The organism is Flavobacterium gelidicaeli, from assembly GCF_013294005.1.
Classification (GTDB): domain Bacteria; phylum Bacteroidota; class Bacteroidia; order Flavobacteriales; family Flavobacteriaceae; genus Flavobacterium.
Genome location: NZ_JABSNK010000012.1, coordinates 28109 through 47593, shown reverse-complemented (window position 1 = coordinate 47593; position 19485 = coordinate 28109). Strand labels below are relative to the sequence as shown.

Here is a 19485-nt window from a genome sequence, read left to right as displayed (position 1 = left end):
ATTTTTAAACACTTATTTTTTAAGGTATTACTTACTGATAAGGATGTTTTATATATAATAAATGTTTATTTTTAGAGAAAAATCGGCAATATGTTAGTTAAGACTTTTGGAAGTGCAGTGTTTGGAGTAGAAGCAACAACGATTACCGTTGAAGTAAATATTGACAATGGTATAGGATATCATTTAGTGGGTTTACCAGATAATGCAATCAAAGAAAGTAGTTATAGAATTGCAGCTGCTCTTAAAAATAATGGCTACAAAATGCCGGGCAAAAAGATTACCATCAATATGGCACCTGCTGACTTACGAAAAGAAGGATCCGCTTATGATTTAACTTTAACGATAGGGATTTTAGTCGCTTCTGAACAAATAAAAGCAGTTGAATACAACGAATATATTATTATGGGAGAACTTTCGCTTGACGGAAGTTTGCAACCAATTCGTGGCGCATTACCTATTGCTATAAAAGCTAAGGAGGAAGGTTTTAAAGGTTTTTTTCTACCTAAGCAAAATGTAAAAGAAGCTGCAATTGTTACTGGACTCAATGTTTATGGTGTAGAAACACTTCAAGAGGTTATTGATTTTCTAGAAGGAAAAGGAAATTTAGAACCCACAGTAATCGATACACGAACAGAGTTTTATAAGGATTTAGATTTTCCAGAATTTGATTTTAGCGATGTCAAAGGACAAGAATCAATTAAGAGGTCGATGGAGATTGCTGCAGCAGGAGGTCATAATATTATTTTAATAGGGCCTCCTGGAGCGGGTAAAACTATGTTAGCCAAACGATTACCGAGTATTTTACCGCCTATGACTTTGCGAGAAGCGCTTGAAACAACCAAAATTCATAGTGTAGCCGGTAAGTTAAAAGAAGTAGGATTGATGAATCAGCGTCCGTTTAGGAGTCCGCATCACACCATTTCTAATGTTGCATTAGTAGGAGGAGGGAGTTATCCGCAACCTGGAGAAATTTCTATGGCGCATAATGGTGTTTTATTTCTTGATGAATTACCTGAATTTAAACGTGATGTGCTTGAGGTGATGCGACAGCCATTAGAAGATCGTGAAGTAACAATTTCAAGGGCTAAGTTTACGGTTACTTATCCATCGTCATTTATGTTGGTAGCGAGTATGAATCCAAGTCCGAGTGGTTTTTTTAACGATCCTGATGCACCGCAAACATCATCACCACATGAAATGCAGCGGTATTTGAGTAAAATTTCAGGTCCTTTATTGGACCGTATTGATATTCATATTGAAGTAACGCCAGTTCCTTTTGAAAAATTATCAGATGATAGAAAAGCAGAAAGTAGTGTAGATATTAGAAAAAGAGTCACTCAAGCAAGAGAATTGCAAACGTTGCGTTTTGAAGCTATAGAGCATATTCATTACAATGCGCAAATGAATACGAAACAAATCAGGGAATTTTGCGCCTTAGACGATGTGTCCAAACAATTATTAAAAACCGCAATGGAGCGTCTTAATTTATCAGCTAGAGCGTATGATAGAATTTTGAAAGTAGCGCGTACTATAGCTGATTTAGAAGCTTCTCCTACAGTTGTTTCTGCCCACATTGCCGAAGCGATCCAGTACCGAAGTTTGGATAGAGACGGCTGGTTAGGATAGGCTTTAAACAAAAAAAATCGGGAATTAATCCCAATTTTTTATTGCTTATAAATTTAATTTATCTAATCTCGTCAAAAGTATTTCCTTGCTTGATATCACCCGTTTTATATCCTTTCATAAACCAGTATTTACGTTGTTCAGATGTTCCGTGAGTAAATGATTCTGGAACGATATGGCCTTGCATTTTACTTTGTATGGCGTCATCTCCTACAGCATGTGCTGCACTTAGCGCTTGATCTATATCTCCATCTTCAAGAAAATTAGTCATTTTTTGATTGTAATGCGTCCATAGACCTGCATAAAAATCAGCTTGTAACTCTAAAGCAACAGACAGTTTATTAGCTTCGGCCTTTGATTTACCTTGTTGCATTTGGCGCATTTTAGCAGAAGTTCCTAGTAACGTTTGAACATGGTGTCCTATTTCATGTGCGAGTACATAAGCAGTAGCAAAATCTCCTCCTTCTGCACCAAAACGAGTTTTAAGTTCTGTAAAAAAACTTAAATCCATATAAACTTGTTGGTCTGCAGGGCAGTAAAATGGTCCTGAAGCTGCAGTCGCACTTCCACATTTAGTATTGACAGCATCAGTAAATAAAACTACGGTAGGCTCTTTATAAGTCATGCCGTTTTCTTGAAATATTTTTGTCCAAACATCTTCATTATTTGATATAAGTGCATCAATTTTTTGTCCTTCTTCTATTTCCTTTGCAGTTAAATCCCGTTGTTCAGTAGGAGTACTTTGTCCTTGATTCATTTGCTCTAATATAGGCGTAATCATTTGGCCATTTTCGCCACCAAAAGCATTAAGTAGCAAAATTACGATACCTATTAATCCTCCTCCAATAACAGTTTTTCCTCCTGATGACATGCCTCTTCGGTCGTCTAGATTTCCACTTTTACGTGTGCCTTTCCATTTCATAGTATTGTTTTTTTATGCTTTTTTTTATAATAAACGAATTTATATTTTTTTTTACAATTAGGTTAATAAATCACCTTTTTTTAGGATAAATTAATCCACTTAGCAATAGTTTCTTCAATTATCTTCTTTATTATAGGTTTTGATATGTAATCATTCATACCAGCTTCTACGCATTTTTCTTTAATTTCTAATTCAGCACTAGCTGTGATTGCAATAATAGGAATTTCAGCTCCATTATTTAATTTTCTAATTGCTTTAGTGGCTTCAAAACCATTCATAATAGGCATTTGTATGTCCATAAAAATGATGTCAGGTAAAATACTTTCAAATTGAATAACAGCTTCGCTACCGTTAAATACTTCAAAAATAGCAGCTTCAGGCATTACGTTTTTTATAATTGTTTTTAGTAGCAACATGTTGATTTTATTATCTTCAACCAACATTATTTTTAGTTTATTTGAAGTTTCTAAATTTTCAAAAAGAGCATCAATATCAGCGGGGTTTTGTGTTGCAATTAGTTTTTTAGTATTAGGTACTTTATTTGATGTTTTTAAATTTAGATCAAAGTAGAAGGTACTTCCAATACCTATTTTGCTTTCTAAATTTAATTGACTATTCATCAAACCCAATAGTTTATTTGAAATAGTAAGTCCTAGTCCTGTACCACCAAACTTTTTAGTTGTAGAACTGTCTTCCTGTGAAAAAGCTTTAAATATTTTACTTTTATTTTCTTCAAGAATTCCTATTCCTGAGTCGATTACGGCAAAACGTATTTGAGCATGTTTCTTGTCTGTTTTTTCTAAAAGAGTTAAATCTAGTTTAATAACTCCTTTATTAGTGAATTTGACTGCATTAGCTAATAAATTAATTAAAATTTGTTTCAATCTAATGGTGTCTGTCCAAAAATATTTTGGAATATCAACAGCAATATTCAGTTCTAATTTTAGATTTTTTTGGTTTGATTCATATAAAATGAGGTCAATTATTTGTTCTAAGAGCTCTTTAACTTCAAATTTCTCGACGTGTAATTCTAATTTTCCAGCTTCGATTTTAGAGAAATCAAGAATGTCATTTACAATTCCGAGTAAAGAATGTGCCGACTGGTTTACTGTAATCATGTGTTTTTGCTGAATATCGGCTAGCTCAGTTTTCATTAATAAATCAGTAAAACCAATGATTCCATTTAAAGGAGTTCGGATTTCGTGACTCATATTTGCTAAAAACTCCGACTTGGCTTTATTTGCTGCTTCGGCATATTCTCTTGCTTGAATGGCATCATCAGCTTCTTTTCTTTTGGTTATATCAAGCATAATACCTTCGATATAAACAATTTCTCCATCTTTAATTACAGCATCACCAAATTCTTCTACCCAAACAATCTCACCAGTTTTCTTAATAATTCGATAAGTAAAATGGAAAGACTCTAACTTAGATAATTGTTTTGTAGACTCAGCTATAACCCTTAAAAGATCGTCAGGGTGAATGATTTCTATATAATTTAATTTATGTTCTAAAAATTCATTTTTGCGATATCCAGTAAGTTTTTCTATTTCATCATTCAAATAAATTTTAGTAAATCGCTGATTGTTTTCAGATAAATAAACAGTACCCGGTATGTTATTGGCTAAAAGCCTAAACTTTTCTTCACTTTCATAAATAGCAGTCTCAGTATTGATGCGATCTATAGCGGCCGCGATATTCCTACCTAGAGTTTGTAAAATATTGACTTCATCCTCAGACCATACTCTCTCTTGATCTGTATCATCAAATCCTAAAAAGCCATGAAACTCATTTTTTACAAAAATTGGAAATAGAATTAATGATATGACACCTACGTTAATTAATTTGTTTTTGAGTGATTCATTTTCAATAGTTGAAATCCTTTTATTGTAAATTTTATTATTTAAAATAGGAATTAAAAGGTCTTCAAAATAGGGATAAGGTAAATTTTGTAAGTTGATATTATTCTCAAAAAGGGTATCGTCGTCAGATTTCCAACGGTACCTTTGACTTATAGTTTCCTCTTTTTTATTATTTACATAATAATAGGCGCGGTGTGATTTAGTCGCTTTTCCCATAATGATCAAAACATCCGAAAAAATTGCGTCTAAGTCCTTGTTATTTAAAAACTTCTCTGTACATAAAGTCATTGCGGCGAGCAGTTCACTTTTATAGCTAAGCTTGATTTCGGCATTCAATCTATTTTGAGACTCAAAAGCAATTGTTATAATATCGGATACTGAACGTGCAAAATTGATGTCTTCATTATCCCAATTTTTTATTTCATCACTAGCTTCAAAACAAATGATTCCTTTTAATTCGCCATCTATAAATATGGGAGTATCAATAAGAGAAAATATATTATTTTGTGGGAAATAATCTTTGATTAATTCAGTAAAAAAAGGACTTTTATAAACGTTAGATACAACAAGTTGTGTCTTATTAGTTATATGTGAAAAATAAGAAGGGTACTTATCTAAGGATAATGTCTCTTCCTTAATAAATTTATTTTGTTTTAAAATATATAAATTTTCGCAAACGATCTCATCATTGTAATAATGCCAATAGCTTGCTCTATTTACACCAATAATTTTAGTCGTAATTTGTAATATGTTTTTAAGAATTCCTTCTAATGTTTCATTACTTGAATAACTTTCGGTTGTAAAATTCTTTAAAGCTTCGCTATATTTTTGATTTTTTTGGATGCGTTTAATTCGCTCAATTTCATTTGCTTTAATAGAGGTAATATCTCTTGCTATAGCAAAATAACCAATAATATTATTTTTTTGATCCCTATTAATAGCTACCTTTTGAGACAGCCATATTTTATCGCCATTTTTCTTTATAATAGGGAACTCTAAGATTTGATAATTTGCAGATTGTTTATCTGAATCTAAATAAAATTCTAATACTTTGTGACGGTAATCCTCGGTAATTAATCTATAAAATTTAGACTCATATAGTTCCTCTAATGTATACCCAGTTATAATCTCAGTGTTTTTATTTATAAAAAGGTAATTGCCTTCGGTATCTAATTGATATATAATGTCATTAGCAGACTCAATTAAATTTTCATAAGATTTTTGGTTTTCTATTTCATTCGTAACATCTTGTCCTATACCAATAATTAAATCTTCTGAGAACCGTTTGTCATTCCATTTAATGTATTTATAGTCACCGTTTTTACATTTTAATTTACGCGTAAAAGACCTCTCTTCAATATTATTATTGTGGAAATCTTCTCCTATAAAATCAGGATCTTCTGTTACCTTCCAAAAACCCATACCCATTACATCATCTATAGACCAACCTAATATTGAGGTGATGTTTTCACTACAAAATTTTACTTCTCCTTTTTTTGTAGTTGCCATTACTAACGAATTTCCATTATTGACAATTTCATTTGAAAAACGAAATTTATCCTGAATATTCAAGTAACTAATTTGTCTAATATAGTTAAGAATAAAAATAAGTAAAGTAAAATTAAAGAGTGTTACCGTTCTTTTTAAGGGTAATAGCTCAAAAGTATAGCAAATTATAATAAATGCAAACGCAGCTGTAATTACGGCCCAATATATCCTTATAGGTTTTAGAACTGTGTAGGAAAAAAATAACGCTAATAAAAATGTAATTGTAGGAATTATATCATTTGGTAAGCTGATTAAATTTTCAGCTGTAATTATAAAAAAGGCAAGATATATAAAAATATATATTGACCTGATATGATGAAATACAATTGCTGATTTAGTACTGATGATATATAATATCAATAAAAAACAACCTATTAATAAGTTACTCGCTATTAAACTTTGGGGCCTTATTGAGAAAAGTTCATTATTAATTTCCATTAAAGGAAGTAGAATTCCTAAAAATAAAAGATAAGTTTGATACTCTTTATTTTGATAATAATTACTGTCACTACTATCTATGAAGGGATTTTTAAGCTTGCCTTTAACTTTATAAAAATGGAAAAAGAAAATAAATGTAAAGAAAAGGAGCATTGGTATTATAATCCAATACAAATTGTATTTAATGATATTTTCGTTTATAAAAAAAGAATATTTAGTAATAGCTGAAGTACACATATCTACCAATATAAATGTGGTAAAGCGTTCAATTATTGATAAAAAATTTGTGTAAAATACTATCATTAATTCTTTTTAACTGTTTTTATGAGCAATATGCAACAAGTTAATAATTATTTTACAATAAAACTGCAACCAGATATTAAAATCCAATTGCAGTTAGAGTATAATTATTTAAATCAAATAAGATTAATCTATCTTTTTAGTTTCAAAACCTATTATTGCATTATAAAGTGCATATGTCATAGAGTACATGATAGGTAACGTAAAAAATACACCTATACAACACCCAATAAAACCTACTAATGAACCAATAAAGGCTGTAATAGTTAATGCTAAAATAGTAATAGGATTTTTTAGTACAACAGTAATACTAGCTTTAATTGCGTCTAATGCATTTAACTTACCAAAAACAATAAAAGCGACAGTAAGTAAAGTAATAAAGTTAATAATTAAACTACTTAGCGTTCCTAAATATAATATTCCCGTTCTATTTAATAAAAGAGAGATAGTCATATTGAAGACACTTATTATTAATGAAGAAATAATTATTTGTAAAAAATAAGGTGCTTTATAATATTCAAATATAGCAGCGCTGGTAAAAGCTTCATCTTTATCAGCTGAATGCGCCATTTTTAAAAAACCTGCAAAAAAGGGACCAATTAATAGTCCTAAAGCAAGCATAGATCCTAAATATAAAATTAAGTTAATGCCAACTAAACTTTCTATGGTTTTTAAATTTTCAGGATTTGCCATTTTTATAAAAGCAGGCATTCCTATCGCTAAAATAAAACCTCCTGTGATTAAGATTCCCATAACAACCAGAAAAACTAGAATCATGGAACCAGCATATAATGCGATTTTTTTATAATTTTCAAATGCGTGATTGAATACGGTTCCAAAATCTAATTCGTATCCTTTCGATTTTATTTCTTCAACTCTTTTTTCAACTGTTGTCATAATAATTTGGTATGTTTATAAATGGTTTGGTTACTTATTTTTTAAAATAAACGTCTTCAAGTGGTACTCTAAACTGTGCACTATAGATTCCAGTTTCGTCTTTTATTCCACAGGCAATAATCATATTAATTTCGGCTGATGATGGTATGCCTAGTATTCTTTTTACTCTTACTGAGTCAAAACCTTCCATTGGGCAAGTATCATAATTTATGGATGCCATACTGATCATGAAATTTTGAGCTGCAAGTGCGGCACTTTTTTGAGCTACAATACGCATATCACTACTTCTTGCTTGTCTATATATGGGTTTGAATAATCCAATAATTTGGAAAACTAAAAATTTTATAAACCCAAAAATACCTAAGAAATCAAAGTATAATGTTGGAATCAATTTTTGATAATAATTGAGTGCAAATTTTTCTCTTTTTGAATAGTTCTCTTTTGGCTTATCGCCAAATTGGGAGCTAAGAAAAGCAATATTTGCGGCGGCTCTTTTTTTCCATAAATCTTTACGAGCAACTACCACAACCATTTGCTGTGCAGTTTTGGCTGCATTTTGTCCCAAACACGCCTCAGTAAGTTGTTCTAAAATAGTAGTTGATGTTACATGATAAAATTCCCATAGCTGCATGTTACTACTTGTAGGCGCTAATGTTGCTAAACGGATGCATTCTTTTACTTTAGCATCATCTAAAGTGTTTTTTTTAAAGACTCTTACAGACCTACGGTATTCAATTGCTTCACTAACGGTTTTTTGGTTTGTTAAATCCATTTTAGTAATTTTCGTATTGTTTTTAGTTTACCTTCATAAGGAGCATAACGCATTGGTAAATCCAACCAATTTGATTTTTTTACAATTCCTTTTTTATGTGAAAAAACATCAAAACTTAAACTTCCGTGGTAGGCACCTATTCCGCTATGACCAACTCCTCCAAAAGGAAGTCTTTTATTAGAAAAATGAACAACGGTATCATTGATACAACCACCTCCAAAAGAGTAGTTAGCAATTATTTTATGAGCAAACGATTTATTTTCTGTGAAAACATAAAGAGACAATGGTTTTTCATATCTAGATATAATAGTATGTAAATCAGCATCACTAGCGTATGTTAATATTGGTAATAAAGGCCCAAAAATTTCGTCTTTCATGACCAAGCTATCTAGGTTTGTTTCTGCAATAAGGGTAGGAGCAATGTAGCAGTCATCTTTGTCAGTTTCTCCACCAAATATTACTTTATCAGGATCAATCATCTCACTCAACCTACTCCAGTTTTTTACATTGATTATTCGGGCATAATCCGGAGAAGTTTTTGGCGTTTTTCCATAAGCCAAAGTGATTTCATTTTTTAGATGTGTTATAAATTTGTCCTTCATATCTTTTTGAATTAAGATATAGTCAGGAGCAATACAGGTTTGTCCAGCGTTAATGTATTTTCCCCAAACGATTCTTTTAGCTGCAAGTTTTAAATTTGCAGTTTCATCTACAATACAAGGGTTTTTACCACCTAATTCAAGTGTGACAGGTGTTAAATGAACGGCTGCTGCTTGAGCAACAATTTTACCTACAGGAACACTGCCCGTAAAGAAAATATAATCCCAACGTTTTGCTAGTAAATCTTTAGAAACTTCTACTCCTCCTTGAACAACAGAAACATGTTCTGGATTAAATGTTTCAGCAATAATTTTAGCTAATATAGCAGCGGTATTAGGTGTTAGTTCAGATGGTTTAAGTACTACTTGGTTTCCAGCTGCTACAGCAGATATTAAAGGGCATAGTGCTAATTGATACGGGTAATTCCAAGGAGCAATGATTAATACCTTACCATAAGGTTCTTTGTATAAATAGTCAGTGGAAGGGAAATTAAGTAGGGAAGGCAATACCTTTTTTGGTTTTGCCCATTTCTTAATATTGTTTATTGTGTCTTTTAATTCCGCTACTACATAACTGGTCTCAGTAAGTACGGCTTCAAAAGCGGGTTTTTTAAAATCTTCATATAAAGCATTAATAATTTCGCTTTCATAAAGTAAAACTTTGTCTAGTAATTTTATTAAGGTTTTTTTGCGGTAATCTACATTTGTTTTATAATCCATTAGGTATGTTTTTTCTGAAGATTGATTGTCAAACTGTAAATTAATTCAGGAACTGACTTTGTAAATCTATTTTTGTTATTACTGAACTGCGTTCCAAATAACTTCGTTAGGAACTGGCGCAACAATTTTTAAAGAGTCCTTTGTTACTGGATGTATAAAAACCAATTGGCGTGCATGTAAATGGATTCCGCCATCAGGGTTACTACGGTCAAAACCATATTTTAAATCTCCTTTTATAGGAGATCCTATTGCAGCTAGCTGTGCTCTAATTTGATGATGTCTTCCAGTATGTAAGTCAATTTCTAAAGCAAAGTAATTATTTAATTCTTTAAAAATACGGTAATCTAAGTGTGCCATTTTGCTGTCTGGAACTTCTTTTATATGTGCTTTAGAAGAGTTATTCTTTTCGTTTCTTTTTAAAAAATGAATCAAACTATCTGCTAGTTTTGGTGGTTTGTTTTTTACAATTGCCCAGTACGTTTTTTGTGTTTCTCTATTTTTAAACAATTCATTTAAGCGCGTGAGTGCTTTACTGGTTTTTGCAAACATTACAATTCCTGTTGTAGGTCTGTCTAAACGGTGTACTACGCCAAGAAAAACTTCGCCAGGTTTATTGTATTTGTCTTTGATGAATTCTTTTACAACTTCTGATAAGGGCTTATCTCCGGTTTTATCCCCTTGTACAATATCGCCTACACGTTTATTAACCACAATAATATGGTTGTCTTCGTGTAAGACTTGGAGGTTGTTTTTTGTTGAAATTATTTTCAAAATAGAAGGTGTATTTTGGATTATTATAAAAAAAGAACCCTTAATTTAGTCTTAGTAATGGTTTTAACTAAGGTACTAATTTAAGGGTTTATAGGTTTGTTTAGTACTGCTCCTTTTCGTTAGGGAAGTCACTAGATTTCACATCAGCAACGTATTGACTGATTGCCGTAGTCATTCCATCATAAAGGTCCATGTAACGACGTAAAAAACGTGGACTAAATTCATTGTTCATTCCTAACATATCGTGAATCACTAGTACTTGACCGTCAACTCCGCCACCAGCACCTATTCCAATTACGGGAATAGAAATACTTTTGGCTACTTTTTCGGCTAGATGAGCAGGTATTTTTTCAAGAACAAGAGCAAAGCAACCTAAACGTTCAAGTAACTGAGCATCCGCAACAAGTTTGTCAGCTTCTTCCTCTTCTTTAGCGCGAACAGTGTACGTACCAAATTTATAAATTGACTGTGGCGTTAAACCCAAATGTCCCATTACTGGAATACCGGCGTTTAATATTTTTTTTATTGATTCTTTTACTTCTTTACCACCTTCTAATTTTACGGCATGGCCACCGCTTTCTTTCATTATTCGAATAGAAGAACGTAAAGCTTCTTTAGGGTCAGATTGATAGCTACCAAACGGTAAATCAACCACTACTAATGCTCTCTCAATGGCTCTAACTACAGAGGAAGCATGATAAATCATTTGGTCTAAAGTAATAGGTAAGGTAGTTTCATGACCTGCCATTACATTTGAAGCCGAATCTCCCACCAGAATTACATCAATTCCTGCGGTATCTACAATTTTTGCCATTGTATAATCGTAAGCCGTTAACATAGAGATTTTTTCTCCATTGGCTTTCATTTCTATTAATGACTTCGTGGTAATTCTTTTATAATCTTTTTTTGCTACAGACATAGTTGTATTTTTTGGAATTGTAAAAGTAGTAAAACAAATTCTTTTGAAACACAAAATCACCTCCGACTTTACCGAATCATTATAAGTATCTTAGTCACTTTTGCTTTAAGCGAATTTTTTATTTAAAAGAGCCGCAATAATCTCGATACTTTGGGCTGTGCTTGTGTTTGTAGTATTGATGGCGAAGCTATTGTTTTCATAAGGAGCATACATTCTTTCATCAGTTACACAAAATAAACCTACGGTAGGTGTTAGGGAGGCGCTAGCCAGATGCATCATGCCGCTATCAGCCCCTATAAATATTGCTGTGTTAGCTATGAAAGCAGCGATTTCTCTAATGTCTTTACTGTAAAACGTAGGGGCTTTAAAGCCAATTTGAGATAAATTTTCTACGGGTAAAACTTCAATAATATTGTACTCAGGAAAAGCATCACGTAAAGATTGGTAGAAATTTTCCCACCAGTTGAGGTTGTAACATTTTGCTCTAGTGGCGTAGGTAAATATGCAAATAGTTTTTTTGTTATTTTTTACAATATCCTGAACTAATTTACTTGCCTCAGCAATTTCTGAAGGAGCTAATTTTAAGTTTAATGGTGGAACGGGATTATTGTTTTTTGGCATTCCTAATAGGTTAAGATAATGTCTAAAGTTATAAACGGGACCCTTAGCAATATGTTTGTAATCAGTAAACGTATTAGTTAGATCATCAATATTATCACCAGAGAATTTGAATTTACCGCTAGCAAATTGGGTTGAAAGTCGGCCTGATGAAGAGTTCTTTACAACATTTATTACAATATCGTATTTGTGTTTTTTGATTGCCATCCAGCCTTTCATATAGTTATGAAGTTCTTTGAATGGTTTTCGGGGTAAGCGAATGATTTGGTTAACATTGTGGTAATTCTTAAAAATGCTTGGGGCGGCATTTCCATTTACAAATAAATCAATTTTACAATCAGGATATGTTGCAATAACTTCTTGTAGTAAGGGGGTTATGAGTAACTGGTTTCCTAATCTAGGATTGGGTCGGCATATTAGAATCCGCTTCACATCTACTTTTGTAATGTTAGCCGTTTTATCAAAATTCGATCGACCAATATTTTTAGTTAACCTGTGCATCAACTTCCTTCGTACATTGTTGATATTACTTTTAATACTCATCTTTTATTTTTGATTTTAAAGATTAGAAATATAAAGTTGAATAAATAACTCCAGTCAATAGTGGTATTTTTTTAATAAGAGGTATCTATAACTTGTTTTGGAATGTGGTTTACCAAATAAACACTTTTTATTTAAAATTCCTATTTCCTTAACTTTATCTTATGGTAATGTTTCGTTTAAGCAAGAGTATTTTTTGGGGAATTAGTGGTTTTTTAATAATAAATATAAAGATATTACTGCTAACAAGGTGCTAGTTAGGTATAATAAAAGCCTAAAGCGTATTTTATTGTAGTGTTTCTATTGTTTTATTAGGTCATCTTTAATTGATAATCATTAGCAGATATAATCATTAACTGAACATACACTAAAAATGATTGTTAAAATTAGTATTATGTGGTGTTTTGTGTAAAAATTAATGTTTTTATTGTTTTATTAACTATTAATTATAGTTTTGTTAAGATATTTAAGAAAAATAAATACAATTAAGATTTATGAAATTTAACCATTTTGTTTTAGGTCTATTATTTATGTTAATAATGCCTGCAGTGATGAATTCCCAAACAATTAAGGGGGTAGTGACAGATGATAATGGACAAGCTTTGCCATTTTCTAACGTTATTGATAAGAGTACATCAAGTGGAGTAACTACTGATGCAAACGGAAAATTTGAAATTAAGGTAAAAGCGTTACCTGCAACTTTGATTGCCAAATATGTGGGTTACCAAAATAAATCTATTGAGGTAGCCAATGAATCAACAGTGGTAACTTTTGCTTTGGCCCCAAACAATAGTCTTGATGAAGTTGTAGTGACAGGAAACAGAGCAAAAACGCGTACCGTGTTAAGTTCTGCTGTGCCTATCGACAAGTTGTATGCCGAAGATTTAAAATCAAGCGGGCAAGTTACATTCGATAAAATGTTAGCTTACAAAATTCCTTCTTTCAATTCAAGTACTCAAGCAGTTTCTGATGCTACAGCGCATTTTGATCCAGCAGATTTACGTGGATTAGGACCTAGCCGTACGTTAGTATTGGTAAATGGAAAAAGAAAAAACCAAAGTGCCTTAGTGTATATTAATGATACTCCTGGAAAAGGAGAAGTAGGTACCGATATGAAAAGTATTCCGTTTTCTGCTATCGAAAGAGTAGAGGTTTTGCGTGATGGTGCATCTTCACAATATGGTTCAGATGCTATTGCGGGTGTAGTAAATATCATCCTTAAAAAGCAAACTAATTTTACAGAGGTTAGTTTAACTTCGGGAATTACTTCAAAAGGAGATGGTTTTAATTTTGGTGCTGATTTAAATTCAGGATTTAAAATTGCTGAGAAAGGTTTTGTGAATTTTAATCTTTCGTACTTAGATCAAAACAAAACAAATAGAGCAGGAAAACCAGGAAGAGATGGTTTATTTGGAGTTGAAGCAAATGATCCAATGTGGGGCGATTATTTAAAAAACAATCCTGATTTAGGAATGAACATTGGTCAGCCAGATACTAAAATGGGAGCTTTAGTTGTTAATGCAGAGTACCCAATTTCGGATAAAACTACTTTATATGCATTTGGAGATATCAACATCCGTAAAGGAACAAGTTTTGCATTAAACAGAACGCCTTACTGGGCATCAGATCCTTTTAATTTACTACATGATGCAGGAACAACTTATACTGGTTACCAACCTACATTTAATACAGATATTTTTGATAACTTGGGATCTATTGGTTTAAGGACTTCAATTTTAGGATTTAGTTCTGATTTCAGTTTGACAACAGGATCAAATAAAGTGGATTATACTGTTGGAAGCACTTGGAATCCTATATTAGGTGCAGACAGTCCTACAGAGTTCAATGTAGGCGGTTATACCTTCAGTCAATTAGTGGGTAATGCTGATTTTTCTAGAAGTTTTGACAAAGTTACTTTTGGTTTTGGTACAGAGCTTAGAAAAGAAACGTACGAAGGAAGGGCTGGTCAAGAAGAATCATATTTAGGAGAAGGATCTATTTCTTTTCCCGGTTTAAGACCTTCTAATGCGTTCAAAAAAAGTCGTAACAATGTAGGTGTGTATACAACTTTAGATTATGATGTTACTGATGCTTTTTTAATTGGAGGCTCACTACGTTATGAGAATTATTCTGATTTTGGAAATAACTTCTCATGGAAAGTGAATTCGCGTTATAAGTTAAATAACGATATTACGGTTAGAGCATCATTCAGTACAGGATTTAGAGCTCCGTCCTTGCACCAAATTTATTTGAGTAACATTCAAACGATTGTTACAACAGATGGTGTTGCAAACGAAGTGACCTTCAATAACCAAGATCCAGCAATTGTTGCTTTGGGAGTTCCAAAATTGCATGCCGAGAAATCTCAAAATATTTCAACAGGAATTACTTTTAGAGCAGGTTCAAATTTTACAGCTTCTTTAGATTTTTATCATATTAGAGTAAATGATCGTGTTCTTTTTACAGGGAAAATTGAAAAAGATGGTGATGACACTACGACGAATCCTATTGAAGAAATTCTTAATGCTAATAATGTTAGCAGCATGAAATTTTTTATAAATGCAGTGAGCACTACAACAAAAGGAGTTGACATCGTATTGAACTATAAAAACTTACAAATTGGCGATGGTAAACTTGGATTAAGTTTAGCTTCAAATATTGCTGATATTAAAATAAACGGTGATATTGCTACGCCTGCAATCTTAAAAGAAAATGGCTATGTTATATTTGACCGTAAGGAGCAATCTAGAATTTTAAGTGCAAGACCTAATACAAAAGTATTGTTAGGAGCTAATTATGATTTCAAGAAAGCTACATTTATCTTAAACAATACTTATTTTGGTGAAGTGACTTGGCAACATGCTACAGATCCAGGGAAAGATCAAACATTCTCTGGTAAGATTCTTACTGATTTTGGTGTAGCTTACAAAATTACAAACACGATATCAGCAAACGTTATGGTAAACAATTTATTCAATGTTTATCCTGATGTAATCGATACTAAAGGTGATGTGGTAACTGATTTAGGAGGTCGTTTTAAATATCCATGGGAAGTAAACCAGTTTGGATTTAACGGAACTACATTTACAGCAGGATTGAATTTTAAATTCTAAAATCTACATATAAGCATAAAAAAAAACGGGATATTTCCCGTTTTTTTTGTTTTAAATTAAAAAAAATAACGTTTAAGTTGGTATTTTTTCTATGATAATAGCTTCTCCTTGTGTAGAATAATAGGTACAAGTCATGTCGATAATATCGATGCTCCATTTTGCAATTCCGCATTGTCCGGCTTGCTCACAAAAAGTAATATAATCAGTTTGACCACTTTGATGCATTACGATGTACTCAATAAAACGTTCTTTGTTAGGAGTAGCTGCAATAACGAAATCATCGTGTTTTTTATCAGTACTTACTTCATAGTTATCAGCACCGTAATATACCACGCGACTATCTGCAGTAATGGTATCATATCCTTTTACACCTAGGTCAATTAATTCTTGAATGTAATTAGTAAAATCAGCTCCTGTTTTTACTTTATCGTAAGCTTGTTTTATTTGTTCTAACGTAAACATAGTAGTTGTAAATTATTGATTTAACAAAAAATGCTAATCTAACTTTACTGAAAGTTTAGATTTGGTACTAAAATACTATTTATTTTTCATTTTACATACTTTTATAGAAACTGTTGGTTTTTTAATAGGGACTCAGAAGGCATTTACTGCATTTAAAAACAAGTAATTAAGATGTTTTTTATTTCTTCACAAAAACTAAGTTAAGTTCATATATGTTTCGATATTTATAAAGTTGTGTAATAATGATTTGCTAAGAAAAATATTCTCTTGATTTTTTTACTTTGGTTACAACCAAAAAAAAGAGCCTCTTATTGAAGCTCTTTATAGTATTAATTAACGTCTGTGATTATTTTTTTTATCATAATGGTTGTAACCATTGTATTTATAGTTTTTATTATTGTTGTAAACAACAGTATTGTTATTACGGTTTAAAACTACTTTTTGAGCTGAACCCCTATATCCAACATAATATTTTGTGTGATCATTTTTATAGTTTCTATAAGGTTCGTTACCGTGATAATCATTAAGCACTACTTTATATCCAGTTTTATAATTATAGTTTCGGTATTGAGTAGGTAGGTTTCTTGAGCGTACCCAGTTTCCTCTATTTAAATAAATATATTGATTGGCACGTACATCATAATATGATTGTATATCTGGTAGGTAATAATATCCTACAGCTACATTAGTATTGTTATGATATACAGGAGCGTTTCCTATGTTGAGGTTAATCGAAAGTTGCGCATTTGATGTGCTTGTTACAAGTAGAATTATTCCAGCGGCTATTAGTTTTAAAGTTTTCATATTTTCTATATTTTACAATTATATTTTTAATTTTTTTATTCATTTCGTATATACATTTACTGTAAATCCAACAACTGTGCCACAGTATTTATTTAACTTTTAATTGGGCTACTAGAGTCTGTTATTTATTAGTTTAGTGATTGATATTTAGTGTTTTAAATAAATGCATAATTTTATTGAAATAGTTGTAAAATTTAGTAAATAGAAATTTTTACTATTTATTTACAGCTGTTTTTTTTTGTTTATTGATAAAACAGCTAGATCATTATTAGGCTTTAAATAGTTTTGTGCTTGTTTTTAATATCAGAATCAATACACTACAATCCAATTTAATTTTTTGTCACATCGATTTTAGTCAATATGAATTAATGGTTCTCAGTTGTTCTAGATAAAAATTAGCGTTTTAATAAGTACTAATGGTATAAAAACCAATCTCATAAATAAAAGACATAAAAAAAACGATTAAGTTTCCATAACCGTTTTTTATTAATTTACAATAGAACAACTATTTGTGAAACAAAATATTTGTTCAAAAGCTCAATCATAATTTTCGTGATTTATTTTATAGTTTAAAATATCCTTATCAGTTTCTGAAGTTTATATTTTAATAAAACGATACGAGACTATTTATTTATAGTTAATTAAATAATTACCGCAACCATTAAACTGTTCTTCATTCCATTTTACATCAATGATGCCGCCTGTTTCATTGCCAGCCATGTCAAGACAGCTTTTTAGTAAGTAAGTGACTGTAATTTCTTTTCCATCGGTATCGGTACCTTTAAAGGAAACGATTGCGTTTTGTTCTTCTATAAAGTCACTTTCTAAGTAGAGGGTTCCCGTTGTTTTCTGTTGACCTAGTAATGTTAGTAGTTCAAAGCTAAAATTTCTTTTATTTTTTTGAGATATTAAAATACTCCAACCAGGTTCAAATCCAGAACCTTTAAGCTCTTTTATGTCAATTTTTTTAGAAACTAATTCTTGAGACTGACTATTCTCATTTGTTTCGGGAGTTTGTTTTTTACTTTTTTCACAAGAAAAAATTACAATTGCGACTACAATAATGGCTAATATTTTTTTATTCATCATCTTAAATAGTATTAGTGTGGTTATATAATTATTCAACGTTTTATTCCAATTTGTTTGGGACGCATTAAAATATATTTATGTAGTTACTAACGAAGTTAAGTAATTTACATTTCCTTTTACCATAAAAACTAAAATCTATAGTGTTGTACAATTATTCAATAGCATTTTTTAGCTATTTATGGTCGTTTATTTGATTATGAATATTTAGTATGATAATGTGTAGGTTAAACCTGTTTTAGTTTCTATTAAGCTAAAAAGGCTTATGGCATTAATTCTTTTTGAAATAAAAGTTTAATTGTCTCGCTCTTTGATATATAATTCTTGAATTAAAACAATTAGAATGACAATTATTGGCGTAGCCAAAATTAAACCCCATCCTCCAGTTAGCGCACCCATTAAAAGTTGTGCAATTATAATGAGGGCAGGAGGCATATCAATTAATTTTTGCTGTACGAGCGTAGTAATAAAATTACTTTCAACAAACTGTATTAAAACATAAAGTCCTACAACTAATGCCGCTGTTTCAGGACTTTGCATCAAACCAACTAATACCGCTGGAACTAAAGCAAGTAAAGGCCCAAAGTTAGGAATGAAACTAATTAAGCCCGCTAGTAGTGCTAAAACCAACCAAAGCGGCATGCCAATTATCGCTAATCCAATTGCTGTTAAAATAAAAACTACAAACATAGAAAACAACTTTCCTTTAAGCCAGTTCCGTAATTGTTTGTTTAATTTATCGAGAACATCATTTGCTTTATCTTGACCTTTTACAGGGATTAATTGTACAATTCCTTTGATGTAAGTTTGAGGTGCTACGGTAAAGAAAATAGCAATGAATAAAATAACATAAATATCTCCAAAAACACCAAATGTTGATTGGAAAAACTGTCCTGCAAAAACTTGTACTTTATCGGTAGAATTTTTAGAAGATAGTTTGTCTATAATTTTTTCACCAACTATGCTGTTATTCATTTGTGTTTTTACATTCTCAATTGTTTTGGGTAAGGTTTCCATCAAATCTGTCATTTGGGTTTGCACCTTGGCGCCAATTAACCAAAACAATCCTGCAACAATAAACAACGTTCCTAGAATAGAAATTGCAACACATACATTTTCTTTCCATTTTGTTTTACGTTGTATAAAATCACTTAAACCTCTAAAAAAAAAAGCAATTAAAGTTCCTGCTAATATTAATAAAAACACATTAAAAGTAGCTTTAAAAAGTAATAATGCACTGATTGTAAAAGTAATTATAGCCGTAGTTATCCATACTTTTTTTTGAAAAGAAAAATTTTTATCTTGATCTAATTGTGGAGTGTCTTTTTGCGGCATAAAAAATTAATTACAGATTTGTATTTTGCATCTTATACTTTTACTACAGTTATAAAGATTAAAACTGCAGATAAAAAAGATAGTTTAAAATGCATTTAACATCATGAAAACATAGCGTTTACAGTTCTAAAATCACTTAATTGTTTTAGAAGTGAA

Annotated in this window: 14 protein-coding genes; 2 read left to right on the top strand and 12 right to left on the bottom strand. The window is 31.3% G+C overall.

Going from position 1 to position 19485, the window contains the following annotated elements; all coding sequences use genetic code 11:
- Positions 1–90 precede the first annotated feature (90 nt).
- The gene (locus HNP99_RS14805) at positions 91–1626 is read left to right on the top strand and encodes a YifB family Mg chelatase-like AAA ATPase (RefSeq protein ID WP_173854169.1); all 1536 of its coding nucleotides are present in this window, start codon (positions 91–93) and stop codon (positions 1624–1626) included.
- 58 nt (positions 1627–1684) lie between these two features.
- Here HNP99_RS14805 and ypfJ read toward each other — a convergent pair whose 3' ends face one another.
- The 8 genes from ypfJ to HNP99_RS14765 all read right to left on the bottom strand — a co-directional run bounded on the left by ypfJ (position 1685) and on the right by HNP99_RS14765 (position 12532).
- A complete protein-coding gene (ypfJ, locus tag HNP99_RS14800) occupies positions 1685–2545 on the bottom strand; it encodes a KPN_02809 family neutral zinc metallopeptidase (RefSeq protein ID WP_173854168.1) in 861 nt (286 codons plus the stop codon).
- 80 nt (positions 2546–2625) lie between these two features.
- Positions 2626–6393 carry a PAS domain S-box protein gene (locus HNP99_RS14795; RefSeq protein WP_256434560.1) on the bottom strand — a complete coding sequence of 1256 codons (3768 nt, stop codon included), beginning with the start codon at positions 6391–6393 and terminating at the stop codon, positions 2626–2628.
- Between the two features lie 426 nt (positions 6394–6819).
- On the bottom strand, positions 6820–7590 hold the full coding sequence (locus HNP99_RS14790; RefSeq protein WP_173854167.1) for a DUF2189 domain-containing protein: 771 nt from the start codon (positions 7588–7590) through the stop codon (positions 6820–6822).
- Between the two features lie 34 nt (positions 7591–7624).
- Positions 7625–8362, bottom strand: coding sequence for a nitroreductase family protein (locus HNP99_RS14785; RefSeq protein ID WP_173854166.1), 738 nt, complete (start codon positions 8360–8362; stop codon positions 7625–7627).
- Positions 8353–9681, bottom strand: coding sequence for an aldehyde dehydrogenase (locus HNP99_RS14780; protein WP_173854165.1), 1329 nt, complete (start codon positions 9679–9681; stop codon positions 8353–8355). Before HNP99_RS14780 ends, HNP99_RS14785 begins: the two co-directional genes overlap by 10 nt.
- A 78-nt stretch (positions 9682–9759) precedes the next feature.
- Positions 9760–10452: an RluA family pseudouridine synthase gene (locus HNP99_RS14775; protein WP_173854164.1), complete on the bottom strand. Its 693-nt coding sequence runs from the start codon at positions 10450–10452 to the stop codon at positions 9760–9762.
- 100 nt (positions 10453–10552) lie between these two features.
- A complete protein-coding gene (gene panB, locus HNP99_RS14770) occupies positions 10553–11371 on the bottom strand; it encodes a 3-methyl-2-oxobutanoate hydroxymethyltransferase (protein WP_173854163.1) in 819 nt (272 codons plus the stop codon).
- Between the two features lie 105 nt (positions 11372–11476).
- Positions 11477–12532 (bottom strand): glycosyltransferase family 9 protein, encoded by a 1056-nt coding sequence (locus tag HNP99_RS14765; protein WP_173854162.1) that lies wholly within the window; start codon positions 12530–12532, stop codon positions 11477–11479.
- A gap of 491 nt (positions 12533–13023) precedes the next feature.
- Between HNP99_RS14765 and HNP99_RS14760 the strand changes: the two genes are divergently transcribed.
- Positions 13024–15642, top strand: coding sequence for a TonB-dependent receptor (locus tag HNP99_RS14760; RefSeq protein WP_173854161.1), 2619 nt, complete (start codon positions 13024–13026; stop codon positions 15640–15642).
- 72 nt (positions 15643–15714) lie between these two features.
- On the opposite strand, the gene HNP99_RS14755 is transcribed toward HNP99_RS14760, so the two are convergent.
- The 4 genes from HNP99_RS14755 to HNP99_RS14740 all read right to left on the bottom strand — a co-directional run bounded on the left by HNP99_RS14755 (position 15715) and on the right by HNP99_RS14740 (position 19329).
- On the bottom strand, positions 15715–16104 hold the full coding sequence (locus HNP99_RS14755; RefSeq protein WP_173854160.1) for a DUF1398 domain-containing protein: 390 nt from the start codon (positions 16102–16104) through the stop codon (positions 15715–15717).
- A gap of 333 nt (positions 16105–16437) precedes the next feature.
- Positions 16438–16908, bottom strand: coding sequence for a hypothetical protein (locus HNP99_RS14750; RefSeq protein WP_173854159.1), 471 nt, complete (start codon positions 16906–16908; stop codon positions 16438–16440).
- Between the two features lie 627 nt (positions 16909–17535).
- Complete coding sequence (locus HNP99_RS14745) at positions 17536–17997, bottom strand: hypothetical protein (RefSeq protein ID WP_173854158.1); 462 nt, start codon at positions 17995–17997, stop codon at positions 17536–17538.
- 291 nt (positions 17998–18288) lie between these two features.
- Complete coding sequence (locus tag HNP99_RS14740; RefSeq protein ID WP_173854157.1) at positions 18289–19329, bottom strand: AI-2E family transporter; 1041 nt, start codon at positions 19327–19329, stop codon at positions 18289–18291.
- Positions 19330–19485: the final 156 nt, after the last annotated feature.

Excerpts from the sequence above, each read along its gene's own strand:
- HNP99_RS14750 (WP_173854159.1), bottom strand. The coding sequence starts at position 16,908 with ATGAAAACTTTAAAACTAATAGCCGCTGGAATAATTCTACTTGTAACA.
- HNP99_RS14785 (WP_173854166.1), bottom strand. The coding sequence starts at position 8,362 with ATGGATTTAACAAACCAAAAAACCGTTAGTGAAGCAATTGAATACCGT.
- HNP99_RS14755 (WP_173854160.1), bottom strand. The coding sequence starts at position 16,104 with ATGTTTACGTTAGAACAAATAAAACAAGCTTACGATAAAGTAAAAACA.
- HNP99_RS14765 (WP_173854162.1), bottom strand. The coding sequence starts at position 12,532 with ATGAGTATTAAAAGTAATATCAACAATGTACGAAGGAAGTTGATGCAC.
- HNP99_RS14745 (WP_173854158.1), bottom strand. The coding sequence starts at position 17,997 with ATGATGAATAAAAAAATATTAGCCATTATTGTAGTCGCAATTGTAATT.
- HNP99_RS14790 (WP_173854167.1), bottom strand. The coding sequence starts at position 7,590 with ATGACAACAGTTGAAAAAAGAGTTGAAGAAATAAAATCGAAAGGATAC.
- HNP99_RS14795 (WP_256434560.1), bottom strand. The coding sequence starts at position 6,393 with ATGGAAATTAATAATGAACTTTTCTCAATAAGGCCCCAAAGTTTAATA.
- HNP99_RS14805 (WP_173854169.1), top strand. The coding sequence starts at position 91 with ATGTTAGTTAAGACTTTTGGAAGTGCAGTGTTTGGAGTAGAAGCAACA.
- panB (WP_173854163.1), bottom strand. The coding sequence starts at position 11,371 with ATGTCTGTAGCAAAAAAAGATTATAAAAGAATTACCACGAAGTCATTA.
- HNP99_RS14780 (WP_173854165.1), bottom strand. The coding sequence starts at position 9,681 with ATGGATTATAAAACAAATGTAGATTACCGCAAAAAAACCTTAATAAAA.
- HNP99_RS14760 (WP_173854161.1), top strand. The coding sequence starts at position 13,024 with ATGAAATTTAACCATTTTGTTTTAGGTCTATTATTTATGTTAATAATG.
- ypfJ (WP_173854168.1), bottom strand. The coding sequence starts at position 2,545 with ATGAAATGGAAAGGCACACGTAAAAGTGGAAATCTAGACGACCGAAGA.
- HNP99_RS14740 (WP_173854157.1), bottom strand. The coding sequence starts at position 19,329 with ATGCCGCAAAAAGACACTCCACAATTAGATCAAGATAAAAATTTTTCT.